The organism is Streptomyces sp. NPDC087859, assembly GCF_044742595.1.
Lineage (GTDB): Bacteria > Actinomycetota > Actinomycetes > Streptomycetales > Streptomycetaceae > Streptomyces > Streptomyces canus_F.
In genome coordinates, this window is the sequence record NZ_JBIUUU010000016.1 from 46,741 (window position 1) to 70,190 (window position 23,450).

Sequence of the window (23,450 nt, forward strand, 5' to 3'; positions counted from 1 at the left end):
CGCTATCGTTGAACCTTCGGTTGAAACTTTTGCTCGATATCAGCGGGATCATGGGACGAAACCTTCAAAGTCACGAGCGACTGAGGCCGGTAGACCTGGCCCGCGGGCACGGTCTGTCCACACAGGCGGTCAGGAACTACGAGGAGGCGGGCATCCTTCCGCCCGCCGGTCGCACACCGCACGGCTACCGCACCTACACCCCGCTGCACGCGCGGGCTCTGAAGGCGTTCCTCGCCCTGGTGCCCGGGCACGGCCACCAGACGGCGACAGCGATCATGCGCGCTGTGAACGAGGACGCGACCGAGGAGGCGATGCGCCTCATCGACGAGAGCCACGCCCAGCTCCTCGACGACCGGCGCACCCTCCAGGCCGTGGAGCGCGCCTTGCGCGACCTGGACCCCGCGCCCGAGCCCCACGCAGCGGTCCGGTCCGCCGGTGGGTTCATCGGGGTGCTGGCGGGCCAGCTCGGTATCCGGCCCGCGACGCTGCGCAAATGGGAGCGCGCCGGCCTGGTACGCCCGCGCCGCGATCCACGGACCGGGTATCGCGTCTACGACGAGGCCGACGTACGGGACGCCCGGCTCGCCCACCAACTCCGGCGCGGTGGCTACCTGCTGGAGCAGATCGCCCCGCTGATCGCCCAGGTACGGGCGGCCGGCGGGCCGGAGCCGCTGGAGGCCACCCTGCGCGACTGGCACGGCAGGCTGTCCGCCCGCGGGCGGGCGATGCTGACCGGGGCCGCGGAGCTGGAGGCGTACCTGCGCGACCGCGGATAGCGTCCGTCCCCTTGGCTCCGGCCTTTGACAGTCCAGGAGTGCCGGGCTAGCTTCAGTCGACGAAGTCAGCAGGGAGGGCACCGGAACATGGGACGCATACGCACCTACGAGTGGGACGACCCCGCGATCACCGCCGCCGCCGTGGGGCGCTCCTCAGGCCTGGAGTTCCTGCGTGAGGTGCGGGCCGGCCGCCTGCCCGCGGCTCCCGTCGCGGCGACCCTCGACTTCACCCTCGACGAGGTGGACGAGGGCAGGGCCGTGTTCTCGTTCACCCCGGGCGAGGAGCACTACAACCCGATCGGCAGCGTGCACGGCGGCGTCTACGCCACCCTGCTCGACTCGGCGGCAGGGTGTGCCGTGCAGTCCACGCTCCCGGTCGGCATGGGGTACACCTCGCTCGATCTGACCGTGAAGTTCCTCAAGCGGATCACCGCCGACACAGGCCGGGTCCGGGCCATCGGTACGGTCGTCAGCCGAGGCCGGCAGACCGCGCTCGCCGAGGCCAGGTTGATCGACACCGAGGAGCGCCTGCTGGCCCACGCCACGAGCAGCTGCATGCTCTTCCCGGTGGCCGCCGACTAACCTGCCTGGCCGTGTTGCCGGAGGAAGGCCGCGAGAGCAGCCGTGAGTTCGGCAGGCGTGTCTTCCTGGACCAGATGTCCCGCACCGGCGAGCCGTTCGAGACGTGCGCCGGGGATACGGGCGGCGAGCTCGCGTCCCTTCTCCGGGGGGATCCAGGTGTCGTCCTCGCCCCAGCAGATCAGCGTGGGGATCGTGATGTCGGCGTACCGGTCCTGGATCTCGTCGGTGTGACGTTGGGTCGCCTGGGCGATCTGCCGGTAGAAGGCCGCCTGGCCGGGGTCGCCGAGCCAGGGCCGGACCAGTCGGTCGAGGACGGCCGGGTGCAGGCCGGGGCTGCTGGCCGAGCTCACGTATTCGCGTACCAGGGCCCGGTGCAGTGCGGGCGGCAGTTGTTCGAAGACCGCCGGGTGTTCGCCGACGAGCCGGAAGAACGGTGACCCCCATGGGGCCAGTGCGACCGGGTCGACCAGGGCGAGCGCACGGTAGCGGGCTCCGTGCAGCAGATGCGCTCGCAGACTGACGGCACCGCCGAAGTCATGGGCGACCACGAGGGGTTCGTCAAGACCCCAGTGTGCGAGGAGTTCGGCGAAGACCCTGCCCTGCGCGGCCAGGGAGACGTCCTGGCCGGTGGACTTCTCCGAGGCGCCGTAGCCGGGCATGTCCCACACGAACACCTGATGGTCGCGGGCCAGCGCGCGGGCCACGGAGCGCCAGACGTACGACGAGAACGGCGTGCCGTGCAGCAGCACCACCGGGTCCCGGCCGTCAGGGCCGAGGCTGCCCCACCTCACCTCCCCCGACGTGCTGCGGAACGTCTCGGCCAACTCCCAGTCACTCACGAGTGCTGCTCCTCTCCCACAGCACGCTCAAGGGCGGAGCCGTCGGATGTATTCCGCCGGGTCGGACAGATGTCGCCGTGCGATCCGCCGGGTGCCAAAAAACGCTGCCGCGGTGACTCAGGTGCAGGCGGTTGTGGGGCTGGTCGGCGGTGTGCCGGCGACCGCAAACGGTGCGCGGAGGCTCCCGGCCGGCCGCGCTGGTGCGGTCCCGGTGTCAGGCGGTCCGTGGTGGTGCGCCGGCGGGGTCCTGGAGGTGCTGGAAGAACTCCTCCAGCAGGGCGACGAGGCCTTCGACGGCACGGGTGTGCTGGTCCTGCGACCACGGAGAGTCCGGCCGGCCCTCGGGGAAGACCTGGACGACCTGCGCCGCCCAGACGAGGTTCTCGCCCGCCCCGTACGTGGCCGCGAGCCACTCCCGAAGACCGTCCAGCAGCACCCCGCCGCCGGCGTGGTCGTAGCCGTCGAGGTACGCCGTCACTCCCTCGTAGGTGATGCGGCCGACGTACATCCCCATGTGATCCCGGAAGCTCTCCCAGAACCTCTGGTGCGAGTCGACCGGTCGGTGTCTGAACCGGCGCCAGGCGGCCGGGATGTGGGAGAGGTCGGTGCCGATGCCCCAGGTGGAGTACGACACCACCTCCGTGCCGACGCCGAGTGCCGTCAGGGAATGCCGGTGCGGGCGGCCGGGTCGACGGGGCCGGACTTCCTGACCCAGACGTACGTTTCCGGCGGATCGCCTTCGTGATGGGTGACCACGAAGTCCGTGCCGGCCAGGGTGAAGAACGCGGCGCGCACGGCGCCGTGTTCGTCCCAGGACTCCTCGATCGTCAGGCTCAGTCGCCGCGCCACCTCGTCGAGTTCCAGGGAGAGCAGGGCCATGGAGACCAGCGGACCGGTCGTGGCCTGGAACATGGAGCACTGCACCGCCGGTTCGGTCGCGGAGTGGCTCGTGGCGTCCGGGATCACAGGTCGGCCTCCGTGAGGATGCGGTTCATACGGGCGGGACGCAGTGCCGGGTTGGCGGCGGCGTCGTCGGCCACGTTCGGGTCGGGGTCCGACAGCAGTCGGTCCAGCAAGGCGTCGGTGATGTTGGGGTGACGGGCGACCCCGCGGCGCAGGAAGGGCTCCTCGGCCGCGGCGAGTTCCTGGAGCGCCGGCACGGGCAGTTCGGGGTCCTGGAGGGCGACGTAACGCACGTTCGGGATCGGTTCGTCGACGAACGTGCGCAGCGTGTGGCGGGGGAAGTTGGGGTGCTCGACGAGCAGGGGGCGGTGGTGGAAGACGTCGCCGTGGGCGCGTACCAGCCGTTCCAGGACGTCCGGTGGTGCGTCCGGTCGGCGGGCGGCGGTGCGGCGGACCGACAACTCCGGGTCGTGGTCCAGCCGGCGCCATGCGTCCTCGGGCAGGTCGCGGCTGCCGGCGAGTACGCGCCGGAATATCGTGTGCGGGCTGTCCAGATAGCTCAGCCGCTCGTCGAGGGGCGCTTCGCGCATCCAGGCCGGTTCGGCGGAGTTCCAGCTCAATGCCACCTTGGCGTCGATGTCGCCGTCCGCGCGCCGGGCTTCCACGAGCGCGTACAGCCGCTCGCGCGTGGCGTTGTCGACATGGCGGCTCTGCGCCACCGCGACCCGCACCAACGGGTCTTCGACGTCCAGGAGTTGGGCCGCCATGTCGGCGGTGAGATGGGGATTGGCGGCCACGGCCCGCTGGATGTCCTCGTCGCCGCTGCCCATGAGCTCGGTGAACTGGTCCCAGGTGAGCGGGACGTACCACGCCACGTTGGCCCGCACCGCGGGGTCGGCGAGACAGCGGTCCCGCCACTCGGCCGGCACGCCCGGTTGCCTGTGCTGGGTGGCCGCCGCGCGCACCTCTGGATCCGGGTCGGCGAGCAGTGCCGTCTGCACCTCGGCCGGCCGGTCGTACCAGGACCCCGCGACCGCGGCGCGCAGCTTGGGGTCGGGTGCCGCGACCAGCGCTGTGCGGGGCCGGCCGTAGACCTCCTCCAGATCGGCGAGAACGGCCGTCGACCCGCGCTCCACCAGATGGCGGATGAAGTCCGCCCGGGCGTCGCGGATCGCCGGATCGGGGTGCGTGGCGATCTTGCGGCGCATGGCCGGGGAGATCCGTTCCGCGCGAAGGCCGGCGAAGACGTCACCGTCGTCGTGCGCCAGCAGCGCCTCGACCACGGCATCCGGCAGCGGCTCCCGACGCCGTGCCATCCCGTGCCGGCCGGCCCGGTGTGCCGCGATCCGCACGAGGACGTCCTCGGGGGCTGCCGGATTCCGGGCCAGCCCGGACAGGCACGGATGGCGCAGGTTCGTCATGCCCTCAACATATTCGGCGCACGCGACCTCTTGTCCGTCGCCCTCGCGGGTAACGCTGTCGCAGCGCGGCGGGGGTGTCCGCGGCGGCCCGGAGCGACGTTTCCCTCGCCCCGCGCCGACATCACCGGTCCAGGCGCACTCCCGACCGGTCACCGGGGGATCGGCGCTGTCATGGTCTGAACACGGAGCGCTTCATATCCGTAACGGTTCAAAGGAGCAGTGATCGGGCCCCGCACACATGCAGCCAGGAAACGGCCCGACATGTTCAGCCGGGCACGGTCGCGGGCCACCCGTCGTCGAGAGGTCGGTAGTCGAGTGAGCAAAGCAAGGCGAGCAGCGCCCCGCAAGGCAGCTGCGGGAGCCCCCGCGGCTCAGCCGACTCCACCGCCTCAGCAGCCCGGTCAGCCTGAGCAGCCGAAAGCGACCGGGCGCAGAAAGGGCATGTCCTTCACCCACAACTGGCGGGTGGCGCGGCGGCTGCGGGCCATCCTGCTGATCCCGGTCGTGGTCACGCTCGTGCTCGGGGGATTCCGGGTGACGCGCGCCGTGGACACCTGGCAGAGCGCCGACGACGCGGTCCGGGTCGCGGAGTTGGTGCAGGCGGCGAACAAGTACGCCAGTGACGCGATCAACGAGCGTGATCTGTCGGTCGTCCCGTTGCTGCGGGGCGACACCGACTCGAGTGTCGTCGCCAAGGCACGCAAGATCACCGATCAGGACAGGGCCGCCTTCGACAAGACGGTCGATCGGATGCCCCGAACCGAGCGCCTGCTGAGAAGGGTCGAGGTCGTCCAGAGCGGCGGCAAGCAACTCGCCGGCATCCGGGACGCGGCGTTCACGTCCGCGCTGCCCGGGGTGCAGACCGAGGAGAAGTACCACCTGATCCAGCACCCGCTGATGGAACTCTCCAACGAGCTCGGCTTCGGCAGCAACAACCAGGCCAGCTTCGGCCGGGCCTTGTACGCCATCTCGCTCACGCAGGCGGCCGAGTCCCTGACCCGGGCCATCGGCACGCACATCCTGGCCGAGGACCGCAGCAAGCTCAAGAAGGGTGAACTCGCCACCCAGCTCGCCTCGTTCCGCTCCTACGCCTATCTCCAGCGGGTCGCGCTGGTGGAGTTCGACGGCGCCGCCACGAGCCAGGACACCGCGCGGCTGAAGAAGGCGCTGGCAGCCGCGAAGACCAAGGGCGAGCAGCAGGTCACCCAGGCCGCGGCGCGTGCCGACGCGGCCGGGGAGGACTACGTCGCTCCGCCCGCCATGACGACGATGATCAGTGAGATCGCGTCGGGGAAGTCGGCCGGGGACCTCGCGGAGCAGGGCATCACCACCGAGTCCTTCTTCGCCGCCTCCACCCTCTCCTTCGACGCGTACCGCCAGGTCGAGGTCTATCTCAGCGACACCGCGCTCGCCAACGCGAAGGACATCGCCGACAGCGCGCGCCGGGACGCCATCGTGCTGTCGGCCGTGGTCCTCGGCGCCGTGCTCGCCGCGTTCCTGATCGCCGCCGGGGTGGCCCGCTCGATGAGCCGCCGGATGAGTGTCCTGCGCGGCTCGGCGTTCCAGATCGCCGAGCAGCGGCTGCCGGCCCTGCTCTCCCAGCTCAACCGCTCCACTCCCGGCCGGGTCGACACCCGGGTGGCGCCGATCCCGATCACCTCGACCGACGAGATCGGCGAGGTCGCCCGGGCCTTCGACCAGGTGCACCGTGAGGCGGTGCGGCTGGCCGCCGAGCAGGCGGCGCTGCGGGGCAACATCAACGCGATCTTCACCAACCTGTCGCGGCGCAGCCAGTCGCTCGTCGAGGGTCAACTGGCCCTGATCACCGACCTGGAGAACAACGAGGCCGACCCGGACCAGCTCGACAACCTCTTCCGCCTGGACCATTTGGCCACCCGTATGCGCCGCAACGGCGAGAACCTCCTGGTCCTCGCCGGCGAGGAGTCCAACCACCACGGGATGCCGCAGCTCGCGCTGATCGACGTGCTGCGGGCCGCCGCCTCGGAGGTGGAGCAGTACGAGCGGATCGAGCTCTCCGGCGTCCCGGAGGCCGAGATCCACGGCCGTGCCGTGAGCGACCTCGTACATCTGCTGGCCGAACTCCTGGAGAACGCCACCGCGTTCTCCACACCGCAGATGAAGGTGTACGTCACCGCGGGCCGGCTTCCCGACGGGCGGGTCATGGTGGAGATCCATGACAGCGGCATCGGCCTGACCGCCGAGGACTTCGCCGCCATCAACCACAAGCTCGCCCATCCGCCGACCGTCGACGCCAACATCTCCCGGCAGATGGGTCTGTTCGTGGTCGGCCGGCTCGCCGACCGGCACGGCATCCGTGTCCAGTTGCGGCCCTCGCGACAGCAGTCGGGCACGACGTCACTGATCATGCTGCCGCACACGATCACCTACGCGGCGCCGCACGAGGTCCCCGTCGACCCGGCCGCGGGCTCCCCGTATCCCCTGGAGAACGCACCGCATTACGCGGGTCCCGACGGGAGCATCGTGGAGTCGTTCTCCCAGGGCGGTCAGGGGGCCCACGCGGCCCGGGACCAGTCGGGAACGGATGCGATGAGCCGCTACCTCTACCGTGAGGAGCGTCGCCGCCAGACGGGACATGACGAGCACGAGGACGTTCCCCGCTAGGCAGTCAGCGGGTCCCGGGGTGCGACGCCGCCTGCCCAACAGGGCGCCGCACTCCGGCCGATGGACCCCTCACAGCGCTGTTCGACCTGTCGGACATTGTTCGAAACCTCTTGACGCTGCGCCACACCCCGTTTGACACTCTCGCAACACGACGTCACACAGCCGAAACGCCAGGGTGTCCACCGCCGAGGCCACCCCCGTCGACGGCCTGCTCCGCCACGCCTCTTCCCTCCCCCGTCAGCCATGCCTCAGCAGGGAAACCCCACATGACGTACTTCGCACGTCCGCGCACTCGCGGGAGACGCCGGACGGGCCGATTCGCCGGCCTGACCGTCGCAGCGCTGTTCCTGGGCCTCACCGCCCCCCTCCTCCCCGCGCAGGCGGCCGACACCGCGGACGTCACCGACGGACTGGCTCTCTGGTACAAGCTCGACGCCTCCTCCGGCACCACCGTCACCGACGCCTCCGGCAACGGCCGGGACGGCACGGTCAACGGCACCGCCGGCTGGACGGGCACCGGCCAGGGCCTCGCCTTCAACGGTTCGGACACCTACATCAAGGTGCCGAACGACGTCATGAAGGGCATGGACTCGATCAGCGTCTCCATGGACGTGCTGATGGACGAGTCGCAGAGCACCCCGTACTTCATCTACGGCTTCGGCAACACCGCCAGCGGCGCCGGCAACGGCTACCTCTTCGCCACCGGCAACTCGCTGCGCACCGCCATCGCGTCCGGCAACTGGTCGACGGAGCAGAACACCCGCCCCGCCGACTCGCACAACCTGACCCGCTCGGTGTGGAAGCAGCTCACCTACACCCAGACCGGCAACACGGCCGTGCTGTACGAGGACGGCACGGAGGTCGGCCGCAATACCTCGGTCACCACCACCCCGGGTTCCATCGGCTCGGGCACCACGACCGCCAACTACATAGGCAAGTCGGTCTACACCAGCGACAAGCTCTTCAAGGGCAAGATCCGTGACTTCCGGGTCTACGACCGCGCACTCGCCGGCTCCGAGGTCGAGCAGCTCTCGCTCCCCATCGCCGAACAGGGCGTCGCCGCCGACAAGGCGGCTCTCACCCTGGGCGACACCAGCGCGGTGACCGCCGATCTGACCCTGCCCAAGACCGGCACGGCCGGCGGCTCCTCCATCACCTGGGACAGCGACAACACCGACGTCGTCTCCGACTCCGGCGCGGTGACCCGCCCCGCCTCCGGTCAGCCGGACGGCCACGCCACGCTGACAGCGACCCTGAGGAAGGGCACCGTCAGCGCCACCAAGACCTTCGAGGTCACGGTCCTGCCCGCCGTCGACGACACGACCGCCGTCGAGCAGGCCGCCGAGGCACTGACCGTGCACAACCTCGACGACGTCCGCGGCAACCTCACCTTCCCGGCCGAGGGCGACCTGGGCACCAAGGTCTCCTGGTCCTCCGCGAACACGGACGTCGTCTCCGCCGAGGGCGTGGTCCACCGGCCCGAACACGGCGACGGCACCACGACCGTCGAGCTGACCGCCACCGTCACCAAGGGCGACGCGAAGACGACCCGCGCCTTCACCGCGAAGGTGCCGGAACTGCCCGAGAAGGAAGCCCTCAAGGGCTACATGTTCAGCTACTTCACCGGCGAGGGCACCTCGGACGGCGAGCAGCTCTACGCCGCGCTCAGCAAGGGCAACGACCCGCTGAAGTGGCGGGAGTTGAACGACGGCAAGCCGGTCCTGACCTCCACGCTCGGCGAGAAGGGCCTGCGCGACCCGTTCATCATCCGCTCCCCCGAGGGCGACAAGTTCTACCAGATCGCCACCGACCTGCGGATCTACGGCAACGGCGACTGGGACGCCTCCCAGCGCACCGGCAGCAAGTCCATCATGGTCTGGGAATCCACCGACCTGGTGAACTGGACCAACCAGCGTCTGGTGAAGGTCTCCCCCGACGCGGCCGGCAACACCTGGGCCCCCGAGGCCTACTACGACGAGAAGCTCGGCGAGTACGTCGTCTTCTGGGCCTCCAAGCTGTACGACAACGAGGCCCACTCCGGCGACACGTACAACCGCATGATGTACGCGACGACCCGTGACTTCTACACCTTCAGCGAGCCCAAGGTCTGGGTCGACCGCGGCTACTCGGTCATCGACTCCACGGTCATCCAGCACGACGGCACGTACTTCCGCCTCTCCAAGGACGAGCGGAACAACAGCTCCTCCACGCCCAACAGCAAGTTCATCTTCGAGGAGAAGAGCGACACGCTCCGCAACCTCTCCTGGACCGCCGTCGCCGAGGGCATCGGCAAGGGCGAGATGAGCGCGGCCGAGGGCCCGTTGGTGTTCAAGTCGAACACCGAGGAGAAGTGGTACGCGTTCCTCGACGAGTTCGGCGGACGCGGCTACATCCCCTTCGAGACGACCGACCTGGCCTCCGGCGTCTGGACCCCGTCCACCGGCTACGACCTGCCGTCCAAGCCCCGGCACGGCACGGTGCTCCCGGTCACCCAGGCCGAGTACGACCGGCTCCTCAAGACGTACCAGCCGGACCAGATCATCACGGGCGTCGAGGACGTCAAGGTCGAGACGCGTATCGGTGACGCCCCGGTCCTGCCCGCCACCGTCATCGCCGAGTCCGCGGGCGGGGTGAAGCGTCCCGTCGCCGTCACCTGGGAGGACGTGGCCCCGTCGCAGTACGCGCAGGCCGGCACCTTCACGGTGAAGGGCGACCTGGCGGGTGACTCCGCGATCGGCGTCAGCGCCGAGGTCACGGTCTCCGCCGAGGGCCCGGACGTCCCGGCCGACCTGCTCCTGCACTACGACTTCGACGAGAGCGGCGGCAGCATCGCCCGCGACTCCAGCGGCCACGGCTATCACGGCACCTACGTCCGTACGCCCGACTTCGGCACCGGCGTCGAGGGCGGCTCGTTCAAGATGTCCGGCGGCGACAGCGGCTCCAGCTCGCCGTACGTCAAGATCCCGGGCGGCGTGCTCAAGGACACGACCAGCGTCACCGTCTCCACGTACGTCAAGTGGAAGGGCGGCGACAACTTCCAGTGGCTGTTCGGACTCGGCCCGGACAGCAACAAGTACCTGTTCGCCACCCCGTCCAACGGCGGCGGCAAGCTATTCTCCGCGATCACCAAGGCCACCTGGTCCGGTGAGAAGCAGATGATCGGCGGCTCCCGGCTCACGGCCGGCGAGTGGCAGCACCTCACGGTCACCCTGGACGGCGCGACCGGGACGGCGATCCTCTACGTGGACGGCGCCGAGGCGGCCCGGGTCAACGGGGTCACCGTCAAGCCGTCCGAGCTGTACGACTCGGCGAAGGACTACTCCGGCTACATCGGCAAGTCCCTCTACTCCCCGGACCCATACTTCGGCGGCGAGGTCGACGACTTCCGGATCTACAACCGGGCCCTGACGCCCGCCGAGATCCTGGAGCTCAGCGGCAACACCACCGGGATCGCCGCGGCGACCCACCCGGCGCTCAAGACCGACGCGATCATCACCGACAAGGACAGCAAGATCGTCCTGCCGCTCACCCCGGGCAGTGATGTCACCGCTCTGGCACCGCAGTTCACCCTCGCCCACGGCGCGACCATCAGCCCCGCCTCCGGCACCCTGCGCGACTTCACAAAGCCGGTGACGTACGAGGTCACGGGCTCGGACGGCAAGAAGCGCACCTGGACGGTCTCGGCGGCGATCATGAAGAGCCCGGTCCTGCCGGGTCTCAACGCCGACCCGAACGTGGTCCGCTTCGGCGACACCTTCTACATCTACCCGACCACCGACGGCTTCGAGGGCTGGAGCGGTACGCAGTTCAAGGCGTACTCCTCCAAGGACCTGGTCCACTGGACCGACCACGGCGTCATCCTGGACCTGGGTCCGGACGTCTCCTGGGCGGACAGCAGGGCCTGGGCGCCGGCCATGGAGGAGCGGGACGGCAAGTACTACTTCTACTTCTGCGCCGACGCGAACATCGGCGTCGCGGTCTCCGACTCACCCACCGGCCCGTTCAAGGACGCGCTCGGCAAGCCGCTGCTGAAGGCCGGTGCCTACCCGGGCCAGATGATCGACCCGGCCGTCTTCACCGACGACGACGGCACCTCGTACCTGTACTGGGGCAACGGCCGCGCCTATGTCGTCCCGCTCAACGACGACATGGTCTCCTTCGACGCCTCGAAGGTCACCAACATCACGCCGAGCAACTACAACGAGGGCTCCTTCGTCATCAAGCGCAAGGGCACCTACTACTTCATGTGGTCGGAGAACGACACACGTGACGAGAACTACCAGGTCGCCTACGCCACCGGCCCCTCGCCCACCGGTCCCTGGACCAAGCAGGGCGTGATCCTGGAGAAGGACCTCTCGCTCGGCATCAAGGGCCCCGGCCACCACTCGGTGGTCCACGTCCCCAACACCGACGACTGGTACATCGTCTACCACCGCTTCGCCATCCCCGGCGGTGACGGCATGCACCGCGAAACCACCATCGACACAATGGAGTTCGACGCCGACGGCCTGATCAAGAAGGTCGTCCCCACCCTGGAGAGCATCGACCCGGTCACCATCGCCCGGGCCGGCGCGGACGCCTCCGGCAAGGAAGGCGACAGGATCCAGCTCAACGGCACGGTATCCGGCGCGGGCACCGCCAAGTGGACCACCGAGGCCGGGGCGCCCTGCACCTTCGCCGACGCCGGGGCCGCCCGTACGACGCTCACCTGCACCGACAACGGCACGTTCAAGGTGACACTGACCGGCGGCCGCAGCAGCGACACGGCAACCGTCGAGGTCGCCAACGCGGCACCGGCCCTCACCTCCGCCACGGGACCGAAGTCCCCGGTGTCGGTGGGCAAGCAGGCGGTCGTCACGGCCGGGTTCACCGACCCGGGCACCCGTGACACCCACACCTGCACGGTCGACTGGAAGGACGGCACCGCGCCGACGGCCGGCACGGTCACCGCGTCCGGCTGCCGGGCGGAGCACACCTACCGCAAGACCGGTATCCGCAAGCCGGTGATCACCGTCACCGACGACGAAGGCGCCTCGGACAGCAGGACGCTCCCCGAGCTGATCGTCTACGACCGCGCCGCCGGACCCGCGTTCGGCACCGGCCTCTTCACCTCACCGGCCGGGGCCTACCCCGCCAAGCCGACACTGACCGGCAAGGCCGCCTTCTTCTTCACCGCCTTCTACACGAATCTGACCTCCGTCCCCATCGGCCAGATGTCCCTCGACTTCGGCCCGGCCAAGCTCAAGTTCCGCTCCACCGGCTCCGACTGGCTCGTGGTCACCGGCTCCCAGGCCGTCTACCAGGGCACCGGCACGGTCAACGGCACCGACGGCTACGCCTTCCGCGTCACCGCCACCGATACCCCGGACAGCTTCCACGTCAGGATCTGGAAGAAGTCCGGTGGTGATGTCGTCTACGACAACGTCACCAGCTCGAAGATCACCGGATTGGTCACCATCGGCGACCGTCGGGAGTGACCCCCAGGCCGGGCGTACCGGTCACGCCGTCCCCCCACACTCGACGGCCAACCCCCCACAGGAGGACCTCATATGAGCCCACGTCAGAGCAAGGAGCACAGTCCTCGAACGGCCATACCCCGGCGCACCGCACTGGCCGTCACCGCGCTCGCCGCGGCCCTGCTCGCGGGGCCCGGCGTCGCGCAGGCCGCGCCGAAGGCAGCGCCCGTTCCCCAGGAGCAGGTGGCGGCGGCCACCATCACCTGGACCCTGGAACGGGCGAGCAATCCCACGGCGGACCAGCAGACCGCGTACAACCTCATCACGGCGGCCATGAACGCGGCCGTGGCGCGCTACAACAACCTCAGCGACCTGGGGAAGAGCATCACCGTGCGCTACGACCCGGGCGTGCCCACCGCCGACGGCAACATCAACGGCACCATCCGCTTCGGCAACCGCAGCTACATGACCGAGAGGACGGCCCTGCACGAGATCGCCCACACCATCGGAGTGGGAACGAGCTCGCGCTGGTCCGCTCTCGGCGGCAGCGGCACCTGGACCGGCGCGCAAGCCACGGCACTGGTCCGGCAGTTCGACGGTTCCAGCGCCAAGCTGTCCACGGGCGGTGGCCACTTCTGGCCCTACGGCCTGAACTACGAGAACGAGATGTCCGGTACGGCGGCCGACCGCCATGTGCAGATCGTCGCCGCCATGGTGCGTGACGGGCTGTAACCCACGGCCGGGAATGCCTGGGGTGTCCAACCCCCCAGGCATTCCCTTATTTCTGGCCGAGTCGGTCGGCGAGATCGCTCAAGTCGGCGGCGTGCACATCGAATCGGTCCGAGGAAGCGGGCGGGTCGCCGACCGGGCGGGCCACATAGGCGGTGCGCAGGCCGACGCTCTGCGCACCGCGCAGGTCCCAGGCATGGGCGGCGACCATCAGCAGCCGCTCCGGCGGTAGGCCGGAGACGGTGACAGCCAGTCGGTAGACGGCCGGGTCCGGCTTGTAGCTCCGGACGTCCTCGGCGGACAGGGCCTGATGCCAGCGCAGTCCCGCGTGGGCGTTGATGCCCAGGAGCGCCGTCCGGCTCGCGTTGGAGAGTCCGATCAGCGGGAACCGTTCGGCAAGGCGGGCGAGCCCCGCGACGGTGTCGGGCCAGGGCGGCAGCCGGCGACCCGACAGGGACAGCGCCGCCACCGCCGCCGGGTCGGCGACTCCGGCGGCGTCGGCGACCACGCGGGCGGCTTCCAGGTCCAGTACGTCGGTGGGGACATAAGCCCGGACTCCGTCGAGGACGCGGCGCTGCTCGGTCTCGATGTGCCGCTGCCACAGCGACAGGAGTTCCTCGATCCCGGGGGCGTCGAGCTTCGGGGCGAACTCACGGATACCGGCGCGCAGACCGGCGGGTTCGTCGACGAGGGTGCCGAGCACGTCGAACACGATGGCGTCGATCTCCGGCTCTGCCATGGGGAGGTCTCCTGGACGAGCTGGGACGGGTGAGCGGTCGTGGGAACAACGCGACGATCGGCCACCCTGATTCCCGAACCGGCTGCACGCTTCGAGGCTGCGCGTATCCCCGCTTGGAGGATGAGGGATGAGAGCGGGTCCGCGTGGTGAAGTGTGGGCCTTCGACAACTCCGACAGCAGGGAGCGTTCCTTCCGATGACCACCACACAGCCCGCACGCCCTGAGCGCGGCGGCCCCGGGACCGACTCGGCGGTGGATGTCTCGCCGTTCAAGCCTTCCCTCGTCAAAGCGGTGTTCAGGGACGTGAGCCCGATGCACGTGTCTCGGTCGGCCGCGTGGGCCGCCGCGTCGGTGACGCGGACAGTGCTGACGGAGATCATCGACGGTGCGAGGCGGGCGGCGGAGGCGGAGGCCCGGAAGAAGCTGATCCCCGGGGACCTTCTCTCGGCGATCGACCGGAACGTCGAGCTCGAGGTGGGGACCGAGTGGTACGACCACAGCCCGACGTTTCACGGCCTGACCGGTGTCCTGTACGACGCCGAGGGCGTCATCGTGCCTTCTCGTCAGCGCAGCAGGTCGCGCAGGCCGAGTGCGGTGGTCGGCGCCCACAGGTTCGAGGCCGGGGTCAAGAAGCTGCTGCGGAGCCGGCGGGCGACGGCCGTCCCGGCGATGGTCCGCGACCTGGACGGAATCGCGAGCGTGTTCCTGACGGACCTCGCCCGGGACGCGGTCATGGTCGTCCGCGAGGGCGGGGTCCAACGTTTCGGTACGGTCACCCTGGAGATGTCGGGCGAACCGTCCCCTCCCCCGTTCCACAAGGATCCCCTCCAGGCCCTGTCCACCCGCAGGGGGGACGGTCGGACCATCGGCAGGGAGGACATCCTGGCCGCCACCACGATGCAGTTGTTCGGCGGCAACCTCAGGCAGCGAGCCCTCGCCGAAGCACGCAAGGCGACACAGCGCACTTCGGTCGGCTGAGCGGGTGCGACCAGCACATCGACGCGCCCGTCAACTCATCCTTCGACGGCCTTCTTGATGAGCGCGGCGACTCGCTCCTCGGTGTCGCCCGTCAGGTCCGTCAGCGCGTAGGCGGTCGGGAACAGCGGGCCGTCGTCGAGCTTCGCCAGGTCGCTGAAGCCGAGCGTGGCGTAGCGCGTCTTGAACTTCTGCGCGCTCTGGAAGAAGCAGACGACCTTGCCGCCCCTGGCATACGCCGGCATGCCGTACCAGAGCTTGGGCTCGAGCTCCGGCGCGCTCGCCCTGACGACGGCGTGGAGCCGCTCGGCCAGGACACGGTCCGGCTCCGGCATCTCCGCGATCTTCGCCAGTACGTCGATCTCAGGGTCCGCCTTGGCGGCCCCCCGGCCCCGCCGCGCGGCCGTCTTCAGCTCCTGGGCGCGCTCCTTCATCGCGCCCCGCTCCTCGTCCGTGAAGCCGTCGTACTTCTCGCCTGCCGCGCCGCCGCTCTTCGCCGACGTCTGGGAGCTCTTCATGGCAGATTCCTTTCGGACGAGCCTTGCTGGGATGCCTCCAGGTTAGGAGTCCTCCGGCGCGGCGGCTTCTCCGAAACTGACCGGATGGCGCCCTGGGGACCAACTCCGGGGTGACGGGGAAGCCGTCTCCGCGAAGGCGAGGATCTCCGGTACCGCTGCGCGCAGGGTGGCGAAGTGGCGGTGTACGCCAGGCACCGGCACCGACGCGTTGACGCCCCACACCGTCATGCCGGCCCGCAGTCCCGCCTCCACCCCGGACGGGGCGTCCTCGATGACCAGGCAGTCCTCGGGCCGGACTCCGAGCTGTCGGGCCGCCTGGAGATAGGGCTCGGGCGACGGTTTGCCCTCCTGGACGGCCGCGGCGTCCACGACGAGGGGCGGGACCGGCAGGCCCGTGCGGGAGAACCGTCCGCGTACCCGGTGCTCGTAGTTCGAGGTCACCAGCGCCCATGCCGTCGGCGGCAGGGTGCCGAGCAGGTCGGCGGCTCCGTCGAAGGCGGTGTAGTCACCGGAACGGACGTCGGCATCCTCCAGTTCGTGCAGACCGGCCAGGCAGTCCTGCGGATTCCGGTCGGGAGCGACCTGGGCGAAGGTCTCGACCGGCCGGGTGCGCAGTGCCACGCGGTAGACCTCGTCCGCGTCCAGTCCGTAGCGGCGTGCCCAAGTCGCCCATACGCGACGCTGGTTGTCCACGGCGTCGATCAACGTGCCGTCGACGTCGAGGAGGACACACTTACGGGGGCTGGGCGGTATGCCGTCACTGATCACCCGGTGATGATGCCAGTGCGCCGCCCGTTCGGGCACCGGGCTCCGGGCTCCGGGCTCCGGGCTCCGGGCTCCGGGAGGCATGGCAAGATCCGCAGGCATGAGCAGCATCGAACAAGCGGATCGCCCCGTCGCCCTGGTCACCGGCTCCACCTCGGGCATCGGGGAGGCCGTCGCACGCAGGCTGGCGGCGGACGGGATGTGTGTCGTCGTGCACTCGCGGCGCAGCGTGGAAGCGGGCGAGGCGCTGGCGGCGGAGCTCGACGGCGCGTATGTGCGGGCCGATCTGGCGGTCGAGGACGAGGCGCGCGCCCTGGTGGAGGAGACACTGGGCCGCCATGGCCGGCTGGACGTCCTGGTCAACAACGCCGGCATCAGCCGGCCCATCCCCCACCACGACCTCGCGGCCGCGACACCGGCGGACTGGCGGCAACTGCTGGAGGTCAACCTGATCGCCCCCTGGGTGCTCTGCACGGCCGCCCTTCCCGCGCTGCGCCGCTCCCCCAGCGGCGGCTCCGTCGTCAACATCACCAGCCACGCCGGGGTGCGCCCCAAGGGCTCGTCGGTGCCGTACGCGGCGAGCAAAGCGGCGCTCAACCACGTCACCCGGCTCCTCGCGGCCGCCCTCGCACCCGATGTACGCGTCAACGCCATCGCCCCCGGCCTGGTCGACACCCCCATGACCAAGGACTGGACGCAGGCCCACGAACTGTGGCGCGACCGCGCCCCCATGGGCCGCCCCGCCCAGCCCTCCGACGTGGCCGACCTCGTGGCCTCCGTCATCGCCGGCACCTACCTCACCGGCGAGGTCATCGTCCTGGACGGCGGACTCAACCTCACCTGAGCGGTCGCACGTGGTTCCCTGCGCTCCGCGGCGGCCGACGGCACAGTGGGCCTATGGACGCAGACGACAGGAACATGCTGGCCCGGGGACGCGTGGCGACCCGGCTGCCCGCCCAGGATTTGGAGCGGGCCCGGCGTTTCTATGCCGAGAAACTCGGGCTGGAGCCCGTCGACGAACGACCCGGCGGACTGCTGTACCGATGCTCGGGCACGGACTTCGCCCTCTTCGCCTCCACGGGAGCCTCGGCCGGCACCTTCACACAGATGGGCTGGGAGGTCGACGACATCGAGGCCGTCGTGACGGAGCTCAAGCGGCGCGGCGTGGTGTTCGAGGACGTCGATGTGCCCGGTCTCCGCACGAAGGACTCCATCGCGGACGTCGAGGGCAACTATCCCGGCAAGGGGGCCCGGGGCGAGCGCGCCGCCTGGTTCCGGGACAGCGAGGGAAACCTGCTGGGCATCGGTGAACCCGTCGTCTGAGGGGTCGGTCCCCGCGGGTGGCGCCTGTCCGGCCGCTTTCCGGGTCTACAGGAGGACGACACATCCTCGTCGTTCCAGCTCGGCGAGGAGCGACGCGGGAGGGTCGCAGGCGTTCCAGCGCAGGTCCAGCTTCTCCAGGGCGGGCATCTCCAGCACCCGGTGCGGCAGGTGGACGAGGCGGTTGCCGCGTAGGTCGAGGTGGCGGAGGCGGGGCAGTGCGGTGAGGGGTTCCGGGAGTTCCGCGAAGGCGTTCTCACGCAGGTCCAGGTGGCGCAGTTCGTGGAGGTCGGCCACGGTCGGAGGCAGGCTTCCGAGTGCGTTGCCCCGGAGCCAGAGTTCACGCAGACCGCGCAGGTCGCCGAGGCTGTCGGGCAGTGCGGTCAACTGGTTGTGCTGGGCTCGCAGTTCGATCAGCCCCGCCATCCGGCCGATGGTCTCCGGCAGCGCGGTCAGCTGGTTCTCCCCGACGTTGAGGTAGCGCAGTCGGGTCAGGTTGCCCAGGGACTGCGGGAGTTCGGCCAGCTCGTTGTCGTGCAGATAGAGGCAGCCGTCGAGGGCGGTCAGGTCTCCGAGCGTGCCGGGCACCGCCGGGAGGAGGTTGTGGCCGAGGTCCAGTGTGGTCAGTCGGTGCAGCCGCCCGACCTCGGCCGAGAGCTCGGTCAGCCCGTTGTCCGCGAGGATCAGCACCTGGAGCTCGGTCCGGTCCCACACCGACTCGGGTACCTCGCCCAGCTGTTGACGCCAGAGGTTCAGGACATGCGGCACGATGTGTTCTTCCTTCCGGTGTACCAGCGGTGCAGAGCCAGTGTCGATCATCCGCGGCTCCTGCCCGTTACTCTTCCGGCGTGTATGCGTACGAGGAACTCACTTCGGCGGAGCGGCAGTTGTGGGACGCGTATCCCACGGGCCGCTTGGTGGACTTCCGTACGGGTGAGGCGGAGGACGACCCCGACAACGGGGGCGACTGGGGCGACGAGCGGACCGTGCGAGCCGGTGTCGTGGCCGCCCTGCTCCTCGGCGCGAACCCGGCCCGGCCGGGAGGGGTGCCCGCGCTGCGGCTCGCGGGCGCGCGGATCAGCGGGGTCCTGGAGCTCGGCGGGGCCGAGATCGGGCATGCCATGCGGTTCGAGGGGTGCTGGTTCGAACAGGGTGTCGGACTGTTCGGCGCGACCACCCGGACGATCCAGATCAAGGGCAGCAGGCTGCCGGGGCTCGATCTCAGCATGGCCAGGGTGGAGGGCAGGGTCGCTCTGCGGTACACGGTGGTCAGCGGTGCCGTGAAGCTGTTGAATGCGCGCGTGACCGGTGAGCTGGCGCTCAGCCACGCGGTCCTCTCGCATCCCGGCGAATGGGCCCTGTTCGCCGGCGGGCTCGTCATGGAAGGCGGGCTGTTCTGCCGTACCGCCACCGTGCGCGGCGGCATGCGGCTCGTGGGCGCCCAGTTGCTCGGTGGCCTGCACATGGAGCGGGCGCGGCTGCACAATCCCGGGGGTGTGGCGCTCCTCGCCGACCACGCGGTGGTGAGCAGCATGGCACTGTCCGAGGGGTTCACGGCCGAGGGGACGGTCAGTCTGCGGGGCACGCAGATCACCGACCAGGTGACCTTCGACGCCGCCGTGCTGCGGGCCGAGGGCACGGCCCTCGACTGTGCCCGTATGCAGGCGGGAATCGTCGTCTTCACCCCGGCCCAGCCGCCGTCCGGCGTGGTGGATCTCGAGGACGCCCGGGCCGCCGCCCTCCACGACCGGGAGGGTGTCTGGCCGGACACCGTACGGCTGCAGGGCTTCACCTACGGCTCCCTGCACGAGAGCAGCGAGCTCCAGGCATCGTCCGTGGAGCGCCGTGTGGCGTGGGTGCGACGGCATCCGGGGTACGCGGCCCAGCCGTACGAGCAACTGGCGTCCTGGTACCGGCAGATCGGCCATGACGACGACGCCCGGCGCGTTCTGCTGGCCAAGCAGCGTCATCGCAGAAGAACCCTGTCGCTGCCCGCCCGGCTGTGGGGCCACGTCCTGGAGGCCACCGTCGGCTACGGCTACCGCCCGTGGCGTGCGGGCGTGTGGCTCGCGGCGCTCGTCCTGCTCGGCACCACGGTCTTCGCCACCCACACCCCCACCGCGACCGAGCCCGGCCAGGTACCCCCGTTCACCCCCTTGGTCTACACGCTCGACCTGCTGATACCCATCGGCGGTCTCGGCCAGCGCACGTCCTGGTACTGGGAGGGCGGGACGGCCGCCTGGCTGTCGTACGCCCTGATCGCGGCGGGCTGGATCCTCACGACGGCGGTGCTCGCCGGTATCACCCGGACCCTGAACCGGAGCTGACCGCCCCCTTCCCGGCATCGCAACCGATGGTTGCGTCAGAGCTCCTTCGGTCGTACTCTGATACGCAACCGATGGTTGCAAAAGGGAGCCGGACATGGAGTACGGAAGCATCGAGCGCGACCTCCACGTCGACGCGTCGCCCGACGTGGTCTTCGAGGTCGTCAGCCGACCGGAACACATGCGGGAGTGGTGGCCGGACGACGCCCGGTTCGAGTCCGTCGAAGGGGCACCCGGAGAGCTCTTCTGGCGTGACAAGGACACGGGCGAGACCAAGACCGTGGCGTTCACGGTGGTCGAGGTCGACCCGCCCAGACGGTTCTCGTTCCGGTGGTGCCACACCGGTGCCGAACGCGGCGGGGACTCCCTGCTGGTCACCTTCGATCTCGAGCCGACGCAGACGGGGACCCTGGTACGGATGACCGAGACCGGGTTCCGCGAGATGGGCTGGGAGATCGCCGTACTCGAGGAGCAGTACCGCGATCACGTGAACGGCTGGGACCACTACATCCCCCGGCTGGGCGCCTACGCAGCACGGCTGGCGTCGACCCGATGAGCACGCCGGTCGACGACGACCTGTGGTCCGCGATCGGCGACCCGACCCGGCGCACCATGATCGACCTGCTCCTCGCGTCCGGACCGGGGACCGCCACCTCGCTCAGCGCGAGCCTTCCCGTCACCCGGCAGGCCGTGTCGAAGCACCTCGCCGTCCTCGACCGGGTCGGGCTGGTCCACGCCGAGGCGGCCGGACGGGAGCGGCGCTATCGCGTCGACGAGGCCCAACTCGCCCGCGCGGTCGCTCAACTGGCCGCGGTCGGCGCCACCTGGGACGCCCGGCTCCGCCGTATCAAGCACATCGCCGAAACGATCGAACGAAGCCGTACCACTACGGAAGGAACATGATCATGGTCGACATCCTGCACCGCATCGGCGCCGTCGCCCCGCTGGACGACGTCTACCAGGCGCTCGCGACACCCGAAGGCCTCGCCGGCTGGTGGACCACCGACACCACGGGCAAGAGCGAGGTCGGCGGCCGACTGGCGTTCCGCTTCGGCGACGTCGGCGGTTTCGACATGGAGATCCTGGAACTCGACCCCGCCGGCCATGTCCGGTGGCGCGTCACGGACGGCCCCGCGGAATGGATCGGCACCGAGATCGACTGGACCCTCAGCCGGACCGACGAATACACGATCGTCCTGTTCAAGCACGAGGGCTGGCGCGAGCCGGTCGAGTTCATGCACCACTGCAGTACGAAGTGGGCGCTCTTCCTGATGAGCCTCAAGGAGTACGCCGAGACGGGTCACGGCAGCCCGGCACCCGCCGATGTCCGGATCAGCGACTGGCACTAGAGGGCACCAGGCGTCGTAGAAGCGTCCTTGGCCGCACAGGGCGTCGAAGACGCGCCGGGCGTGGGCCAGGCGGCGGGCGACATCCCCGTCGGCGACGAACCTTCCCACTGTCGAGTCGTCGGCGGTTCCGGATGCCTCGCGGGAGCCGAGGCGGTCGAGCGGGACCACTCGTGGCTTCCACCCGGCGATTCAACTGCACGGCCGGTGCGCGAAGCCAGTCGCGAATGAATCCGCGTTGAGCGGGAGCCCGGTCCGTCCTACGGTGGCTCGGTGAGTGATGTGGAGCACGACGTCTACTGCACCGAAATCGGCTCTCGGGCCGACGAGTTGCGCGCGGTGGTGCGGTCAGCCGAGGCGGGGCCCGCGGCGACGCCCGTTCCCAGTTGTCCCGGGTGGAGTCTCACCCAGCTCGCCCGGCATGTCGGGGGAACCCATCGGTGGGCGGCGCGGATCGTCCGTGGCCGGGCCACCGGTCCCGTCGCACACGACATGGTGGACGACGTCTTCTCTCCCGGTCCCGAGGCCGCCGCCGACCTGGACGCCTGGGTCGCCGAGGGGGCGGCGGAGCTGACCGGTGCCCTGCGCGAGGCCGGTCCCGACGCCCCGGTGTGGACCGTCGCGCCGAGCGGTGTCGCGGGTTTCTGGGCCCGGCGGATGGCCCATGAGACGACCTTGCACGCCGCCGACGCCGCCTTCGTCACGGGCACCCCCTTCGCCGTACGGGAGGAACTGGCGCGGGACGCCCTGGACGAGTGGATGGGGTTCGGCGCGCTGCCCCGGGTGCTGGAGGCCGCCGGGCCCGACACCCCGCCGCTCACCGGACCCGGCCGTACCCTGCACCTGCACGCCACCGACGCGCCCCACGCCGAATGGCTGGTGGACCTCACGGGCGTCCCGATCACCTGGAGCCACACCCACGCGAAGGCCGCGGTGGCGGTACGCGCCCCGCTCACCGACCTCGTTCTGCTTCTCTACGGCCGCCGCACCCCGGCCGACCCGTCGGTCGAGGTGTTCGGGGACGGCGACCTGCTGTCCCTGTGGCTGGAGCGCTCCGGCTTCTGGCTCCGCAAATAGGTCAGGGTGCCGGGATCCCGAACTCCACCCACAGCGGAAAGTGGTCCGAGATGTGCCAGGACAGCTCGTTGAGCGTCCGCTCGCCGCGCAGCTCGGGCACGAAGTCGATGTGCCCTCCGGCCAGGGCTTCCAGCGTCAGCACCGGCCGGCGCTTCTGCCCCTTGGTGAACCACGCGATCTGGTCGTAGAAGTGTTCGGCGCCCGGGTCGTCGAAGATCGTGCGCGGCAGACCGTCCAAGGAGGGGGCGGGGACCAGGCCGGTGGAGGTGAAGGCCTGGAACAGGGGGTCGCCGGCGCGGTCGATGTTGAAGTCTCCCAGCGCGATGAGGTTGTGGTCCCAGCCGAACTCCTGTTCCGCCCAGGAGGCCAGCCACTGCGCGATCGCCCGCAGTTCCGGTACCCGGTCGCCGGCCTTGTCGCCGTACAGGACGTGCAGGGTGACCAGGGTGAACGTCTGGCCCTGGGAGAGGAAGCTGACCGCGTAGGGCGTACGGGCGAACTGTTTCTCCAGATCGGTCGCGGGTACGCCCGCGTCCTCCTCGATGGGCACCACCAGCTCACAGGCCAGGCCTGACGGCTTCACCCTGCGGGTGTCGAACAGGAACGCCAGCCGCTCGCTGTTGCCCGCGCTGCCCCGTGTCACGTCGGTGAGGATGAACGCCCAGTCGTCGCCGAGGACCTTCAGCAGGTAGCGCAGGGAACGCAGGTTGCCGCGCACCTCCTGCACCGCCACGACGTCGAACCTGCGGACGGCCGAGGCGATCAGGTGGATGTCGGTGAAGTTCCGCTTCGGCGAGGCACCCTCCGGGGTGGTCCAGGCCTTGGTGAGGTCGGAGAAGGCGCGCAGGTTCCAGGTCGCGATCAGCAGGTTGGTCCCGTCGTCCTTCGCCGGTACCGCTCCGTCGAGGAACGCGTCCCAGCGTTCGACCCGTTCGATCACCCGTTGGGGCGGCGCCAAGATGTCGGCTTCAGCGGGCACAGATCCTCCTCGACGCTGGGAGCAGAGCATTTCGAGCCTGCGAGATCGCGCACGGAGG

The 23,450-nt window shown here is 70.0% G+C and carries 22 protein-coding genes; 13 read left to right on the forward strand and 9 right to left on the reverse strand.

The features are described from left to right. Positions 1–50 precede the first annotated feature (50 nt). Together ACIOHP_RS34715 and ACIOHP_RS34720 are read left to right on the forward strand one after the other, a co-directional pair. Positions 51–776 carry a TioE family transcriptional regulator gene (locus ACIOHP_RS34715; RefSeq protein ID WP_401893626.1) on the forward strand — a complete coding sequence of 242 codons (726 nt, stop codon included), beginning with the start codon at positions 51–53 and terminating at the stop codon, positions 774–776. Positions 777–863: 87 nt separating this feature from the next. Next, the gene (locus ACIOHP_RS34720) at positions 864–1,358 is read left to right on the forward strand and encodes a PaaI family thioesterase (protein ID WP_401893627.1); all 495 of its coding nucleotides are present in this window, start codon (positions 864–866) and stop codon (positions 1,356–1,358) included. On the opposite strand, the gene ACIOHP_RS34725 is transcribed toward ACIOHP_RS34720, so the two are convergent. The 4 genes from ACIOHP_RS34725 to ACIOHP_RS34740 form a co-directional block, all read right to left on the reverse strand. Then, entirely contained in the window at positions 1,355–2,197 is an 843-nt protein-coding gene (locus ACIOHP_RS34725) for an alpha/beta fold hydrolase (RefSeq protein ID WP_401893629.1), read from the reverse strand. The two genes, ACIOHP_RS34720 and ACIOHP_RS34725, sit on opposite strands and share 4 nt — an antisense overlap. A gap of 214 nt (positions 2,198–2,411) precedes the next feature. Next, entirely contained in the window at positions 2,412–2,831 is a 420-nt protein-coding gene (locus ACIOHP_RS34730) for a hypothetical protein (RefSeq protein WP_401893631.1), read from the reverse strand. 26 nt (positions 2,832–2,857) lie between these two features. Continuing rightward, entirely contained in the window at positions 2,858–3,163 is a 306-nt protein-coding gene (locus tag ACIOHP_RS34735; protein ID WP_401893633.1) for a hypothetical protein, read from the reverse strand. Further along, positions 3,160–4,521 carry a hypothetical protein gene (locus ACIOHP_RS34740; protein ID WP_401893634.1) on the reverse strand — a complete coding sequence of 454 codons (1,362 nt, stop codon included), beginning with the start codon at positions 4,519–4,521 and terminating at the stop codon, positions 3,160–3,162. Before ACIOHP_RS34740 ends, ACIOHP_RS34735 begins: the two co-directional genes overlap by 4 nt. 441 nt (positions 4,522–4,962) lie before the next feature. Here ACIOHP_RS34740 and ACIOHP_RS34745 point away from each other — a divergent pair, with 441 nt between their 5' ends. From ACIOHP_RS34745 to ACIOHP_RS34755, 3 genes are all read left to right on the forward strand, one after another. After that, complete coding sequence (locus ACIOHP_RS34745; RefSeq protein ID WP_401893636.1) at positions 4,963–7,164, forward strand: nitrate- and nitrite sensing domain-containing protein; 2,202 nt, start codon at positions 4,963–4,965, stop codon at positions 7,162–7,164. Between the two features lie 266 nt (positions 7,165–7,430). Next, on the forward strand, positions 7,431–12,641 hold the full coding sequence (locus tag ACIOHP_RS34750) for a family 43 glycosylhydrolase (RefSeq protein ID WP_401893638.1): 5,211 nt from the start codon (positions 7,431–7,433) through the stop codon (positions 12,639–12,641). Between the two features lie 72 nt (positions 12,642–12,713). Next, the gene (locus ACIOHP_RS34755) at positions 12,714–13,352 is read left to right on the forward strand and encodes a hypothetical protein (RefSeq protein WP_361555240.1); all 639 of its coding nucleotides are present in this window, start codon (positions 12,714–12,716) and stop codon (positions 13,350–13,352) included. A gap of 46 nt (positions 13,353–13,398) precedes the next feature. Here the strand turns inward: ACIOHP_RS34755 and ACIOHP_RS34760 are convergent, their stop codons facing one another. Beyond that, positions 13,399–14,088, reverse strand: a complete 690-nt coding sequence (locus ACIOHP_RS34760; RefSeq protein ID WP_401893640.1) for a haloacid dehalogenase type II — start codon at positions 14,086–14,088, stop codon at positions 13,399–13,401. Positions 14,089–14,283: 195 nt separating this feature from the next. On the opposite strand from ACIOHP_RS34760, the gene ACIOHP_RS34765 reads away from it, so the two are divergent. Beyond that, on the forward strand, positions 14,284–15,066 hold the full coding sequence (locus tag ACIOHP_RS34765) for a hypothetical protein (protein WP_401893641.1): 783 nt from the start codon (positions 14,284–14,286) through the stop codon (positions 15,064–15,066). 35 nt (positions 15,067–15,101) lie between these two features. On the opposite strand, the gene ACIOHP_RS34770 is transcribed toward ACIOHP_RS34765, so the two are convergent. Both ACIOHP_RS34770 and ACIOHP_RS34775 read right to left on the reverse strand, forming a co-directional pair. Further along, on the reverse strand, positions 15,102–15,581 hold the full coding sequence (locus tag ACIOHP_RS34770) for an iron chaperone (protein WP_401893643.1): 480 nt from the start codon (positions 15,579–15,581) through the stop codon (positions 15,102–15,104). Positions 15,582–15,623: 42 nt separating this feature from the next. Beyond that, a complete protein-coding gene (locus ACIOHP_RS34775; RefSeq protein ID WP_401893645.1) occupies positions 15,624–16,349 on the reverse strand; it encodes an HAD family hydrolase in 726 nt (241 codons plus the stop codon). 97 nt (positions 16,350–16,446) lie between these two features. On the opposite strand from ACIOHP_RS34775, the gene ACIOHP_RS34780 reads away from it, so the two are divergent. Both ACIOHP_RS34780 and ACIOHP_RS34785 read left to right on the forward strand, forming a co-directional pair. Continuing rightward, positions 16,447–17,190, forward strand: a complete 744-nt coding sequence (locus ACIOHP_RS34780; RefSeq protein ID WP_401893647.1) for an SDR family NAD(P)-dependent oxidoreductase — start codon at positions 16,447–16,449, stop codon at positions 17,188–17,190. Between the two features lie 53 nt (positions 17,191–17,243). Further along, positions 17,244–17,669 (forward strand): VOC family protein, encoded by a 426-nt coding sequence (locus ACIOHP_RS34785; protein ID WP_401893648.1) that lies wholly within the window; start codon positions 17,244–17,246, stop codon positions 17,667–17,669. 45 nt (positions 17,670–17,714) lie between these two features. On the opposite strand, the gene ACIOHP_RS34790 is transcribed toward ACIOHP_RS34785, so the two are convergent. Beyond that, a complete protein-coding gene (locus ACIOHP_RS34790) occupies positions 17,715–18,434 on the reverse strand; it encodes a leucine-rich repeat domain-containing protein (protein ID WP_401893650.1) in 720 nt (239 codons plus the stop codon). Positions 18,435–18,514: 80 nt separating this feature from the next. On the opposite strand from ACIOHP_RS34790, the gene ACIOHP_RS34795 reads away from it, so the two are divergent. The 5 genes from ACIOHP_RS34795 (at position 18,515) to ACIOHP_RS34815 (ending at position 22,413) form a co-directional block, all read left to right on the forward strand. Then, entirely contained in the window at positions 18,515–19,993 is a 1,479-nt protein-coding gene (locus ACIOHP_RS34795) for an oxidoreductase (RefSeq protein WP_401893652.1), read from the forward strand. A 94-nt stretch (positions 19,994–20,087) separates the two neighbouring features. Next, on the forward strand, positions 20,088–20,546 hold the full coding sequence (locus ACIOHP_RS34800; protein WP_401893654.1) for an SRPBCC domain-containing protein: 459 nt from the start codon (positions 20,088–20,090) through the stop codon (positions 20,544–20,546). Next, positions 20,543–20,893: an ArsR/SmtB family transcription factor gene (locus ACIOHP_RS34805; protein WP_401893655.1), complete on the forward strand. Its 351-nt coding sequence runs from the start codon at positions 20,543–20,545 to the stop codon at positions 20,891–20,893. The genes ACIOHP_RS34800 and ACIOHP_RS34805 overlap by 4 nt, the downstream gene beginning before the upstream one ends. After that, positions 20,890–21,339, forward strand: coding sequence for an SRPBCC domain-containing protein (locus ACIOHP_RS34810; protein WP_401893657.1), 450 nt, complete (start codon positions 20,890–20,892; stop codon positions 21,337–21,339). The genes ACIOHP_RS34805 and ACIOHP_RS34810 overlap by 4 nt, the downstream gene beginning before the upstream one ends. Positions 21,340–21,609: 270 nt before the next feature. Further along, positions 21,610–22,413: a maleylpyruvate isomerase family mycothiol-dependent enzyme gene (locus ACIOHP_RS34815; protein WP_401893658.1), complete on the forward strand. Its 804-nt coding sequence runs from the start codon at positions 21,610–21,612 to the stop codon at positions 22,411–22,413. Position 22,414: 1 nt separating this feature from the next. Here ACIOHP_RS34815 and ACIOHP_RS34820 read toward each other — a convergent pair whose 3' ends face one another. After that, on the reverse strand, positions 22,415–23,392 hold the full coding sequence (locus tag ACIOHP_RS34820; RefSeq protein WP_401893660.1) for an endonuclease/exonuclease/phosphatase family protein: 978 nt from the start codon (positions 23,390–23,392) through the stop codon (positions 22,415–22,417). Positions 23,393–23,450 lie beyond the last annotated feature (58 nt).

Excerpts from the sequence above, each read along its gene's own strand:
- ACIOHP_RS34715 (WP_401893626.1), top strand. The coding sequence starts at position 51 with ATGGGACGAAACCTTCAAAGTCACGAGCGACTGAGGCCGGTAGACCTG.
- ACIOHP_RS34720 (WP_401893627.1), top strand. The coding sequence starts at position 864 with ATGGGACGCATACGCACCTACGAGTGGGACGACCCCGCGATCACCGCC.
- ACIOHP_RS34740 (WP_401893634.1), bottom strand. The coding sequence starts at position 4,521 with ATGACGAACCTGCGCCATCCGTGCCTGTCCGGGCTGGCCCGGAATCCG.
- ACIOHP_RS34745 (WP_401893636.1), top strand. The coding sequence starts at position 4,963 with ATGTCCTTCACCCACAACTGGCGGGTGGCGCGGCGGCTGCGGGCCATC.
- ACIOHP_RS34750 (WP_401893638.1), top strand. The coding sequence starts at position 7,431 with ATGACGTACTTCGCACGTCCGCGCACTCGCGGGAGACGCCGGACGGGC.
- ACIOHP_RS34755 (WP_361555240.1), top strand. The coding sequence starts at position 12,714 with ATGAGCCCACGTCAGAGCAAGGAGCACAGTCCTCGAACGGCCATACCC.
- ACIOHP_RS34760 (WP_401893640.1), bottom strand. The coding sequence starts at position 14,088 with ATGGCAGAGCCGGAGATCGACGCCATCGTGTTCGACGTGCTCGGCACC.
- ACIOHP_RS34765 (WP_401893641.1), top strand. The coding sequence starts at position 14,284 with ATGACCACCACACAGCCCGCACGCCCTGAGCGCGGCGGCCCCGGGACC.
- ACIOHP_RS34770 (WP_401893643.1), bottom strand. The coding sequence starts at position 15,581 with ATGAAGAGCTCCCAGACGTCGGCGAAGAGCGGCGGCGCGGCAGGCGAG.
- ACIOHP_RS34780 (WP_401893647.1), top strand. The coding sequence starts at position 16,447 with ATGAGCAGCATCGAACAAGCGGATCGCCCCGTCGCCCTGGTCACCGGC.
- ACIOHP_RS34785 (WP_401893648.1), top strand. The coding sequence starts at position 17,244 with ATGGACGCAGACGACAGGAACATGCTGGCCCGGGGACGCGTGGCGACC.
- ACIOHP_RS34800 (WP_401893654.1), top strand. The coding sequence starts at position 20,088 with ATGGAGTACGGAAGCATCGAGCGCGACCTCCACGTCGACGCGTCGCCC.
- ACIOHP_RS34805 (WP_401893655.1), top strand. The coding sequence starts at position 20,543 with ATGAGCACGCCGGTCGACGACGACCTGTGGTCCGCGATCGGCGACCCG.
- ACIOHP_RS34810 (WP_401893657.1), top strand. The coding sequence starts at position 20,890 with ATGATCATGGTCGACATCCTGCACCGCATCGGCGCCGTCGCCCCGCTG.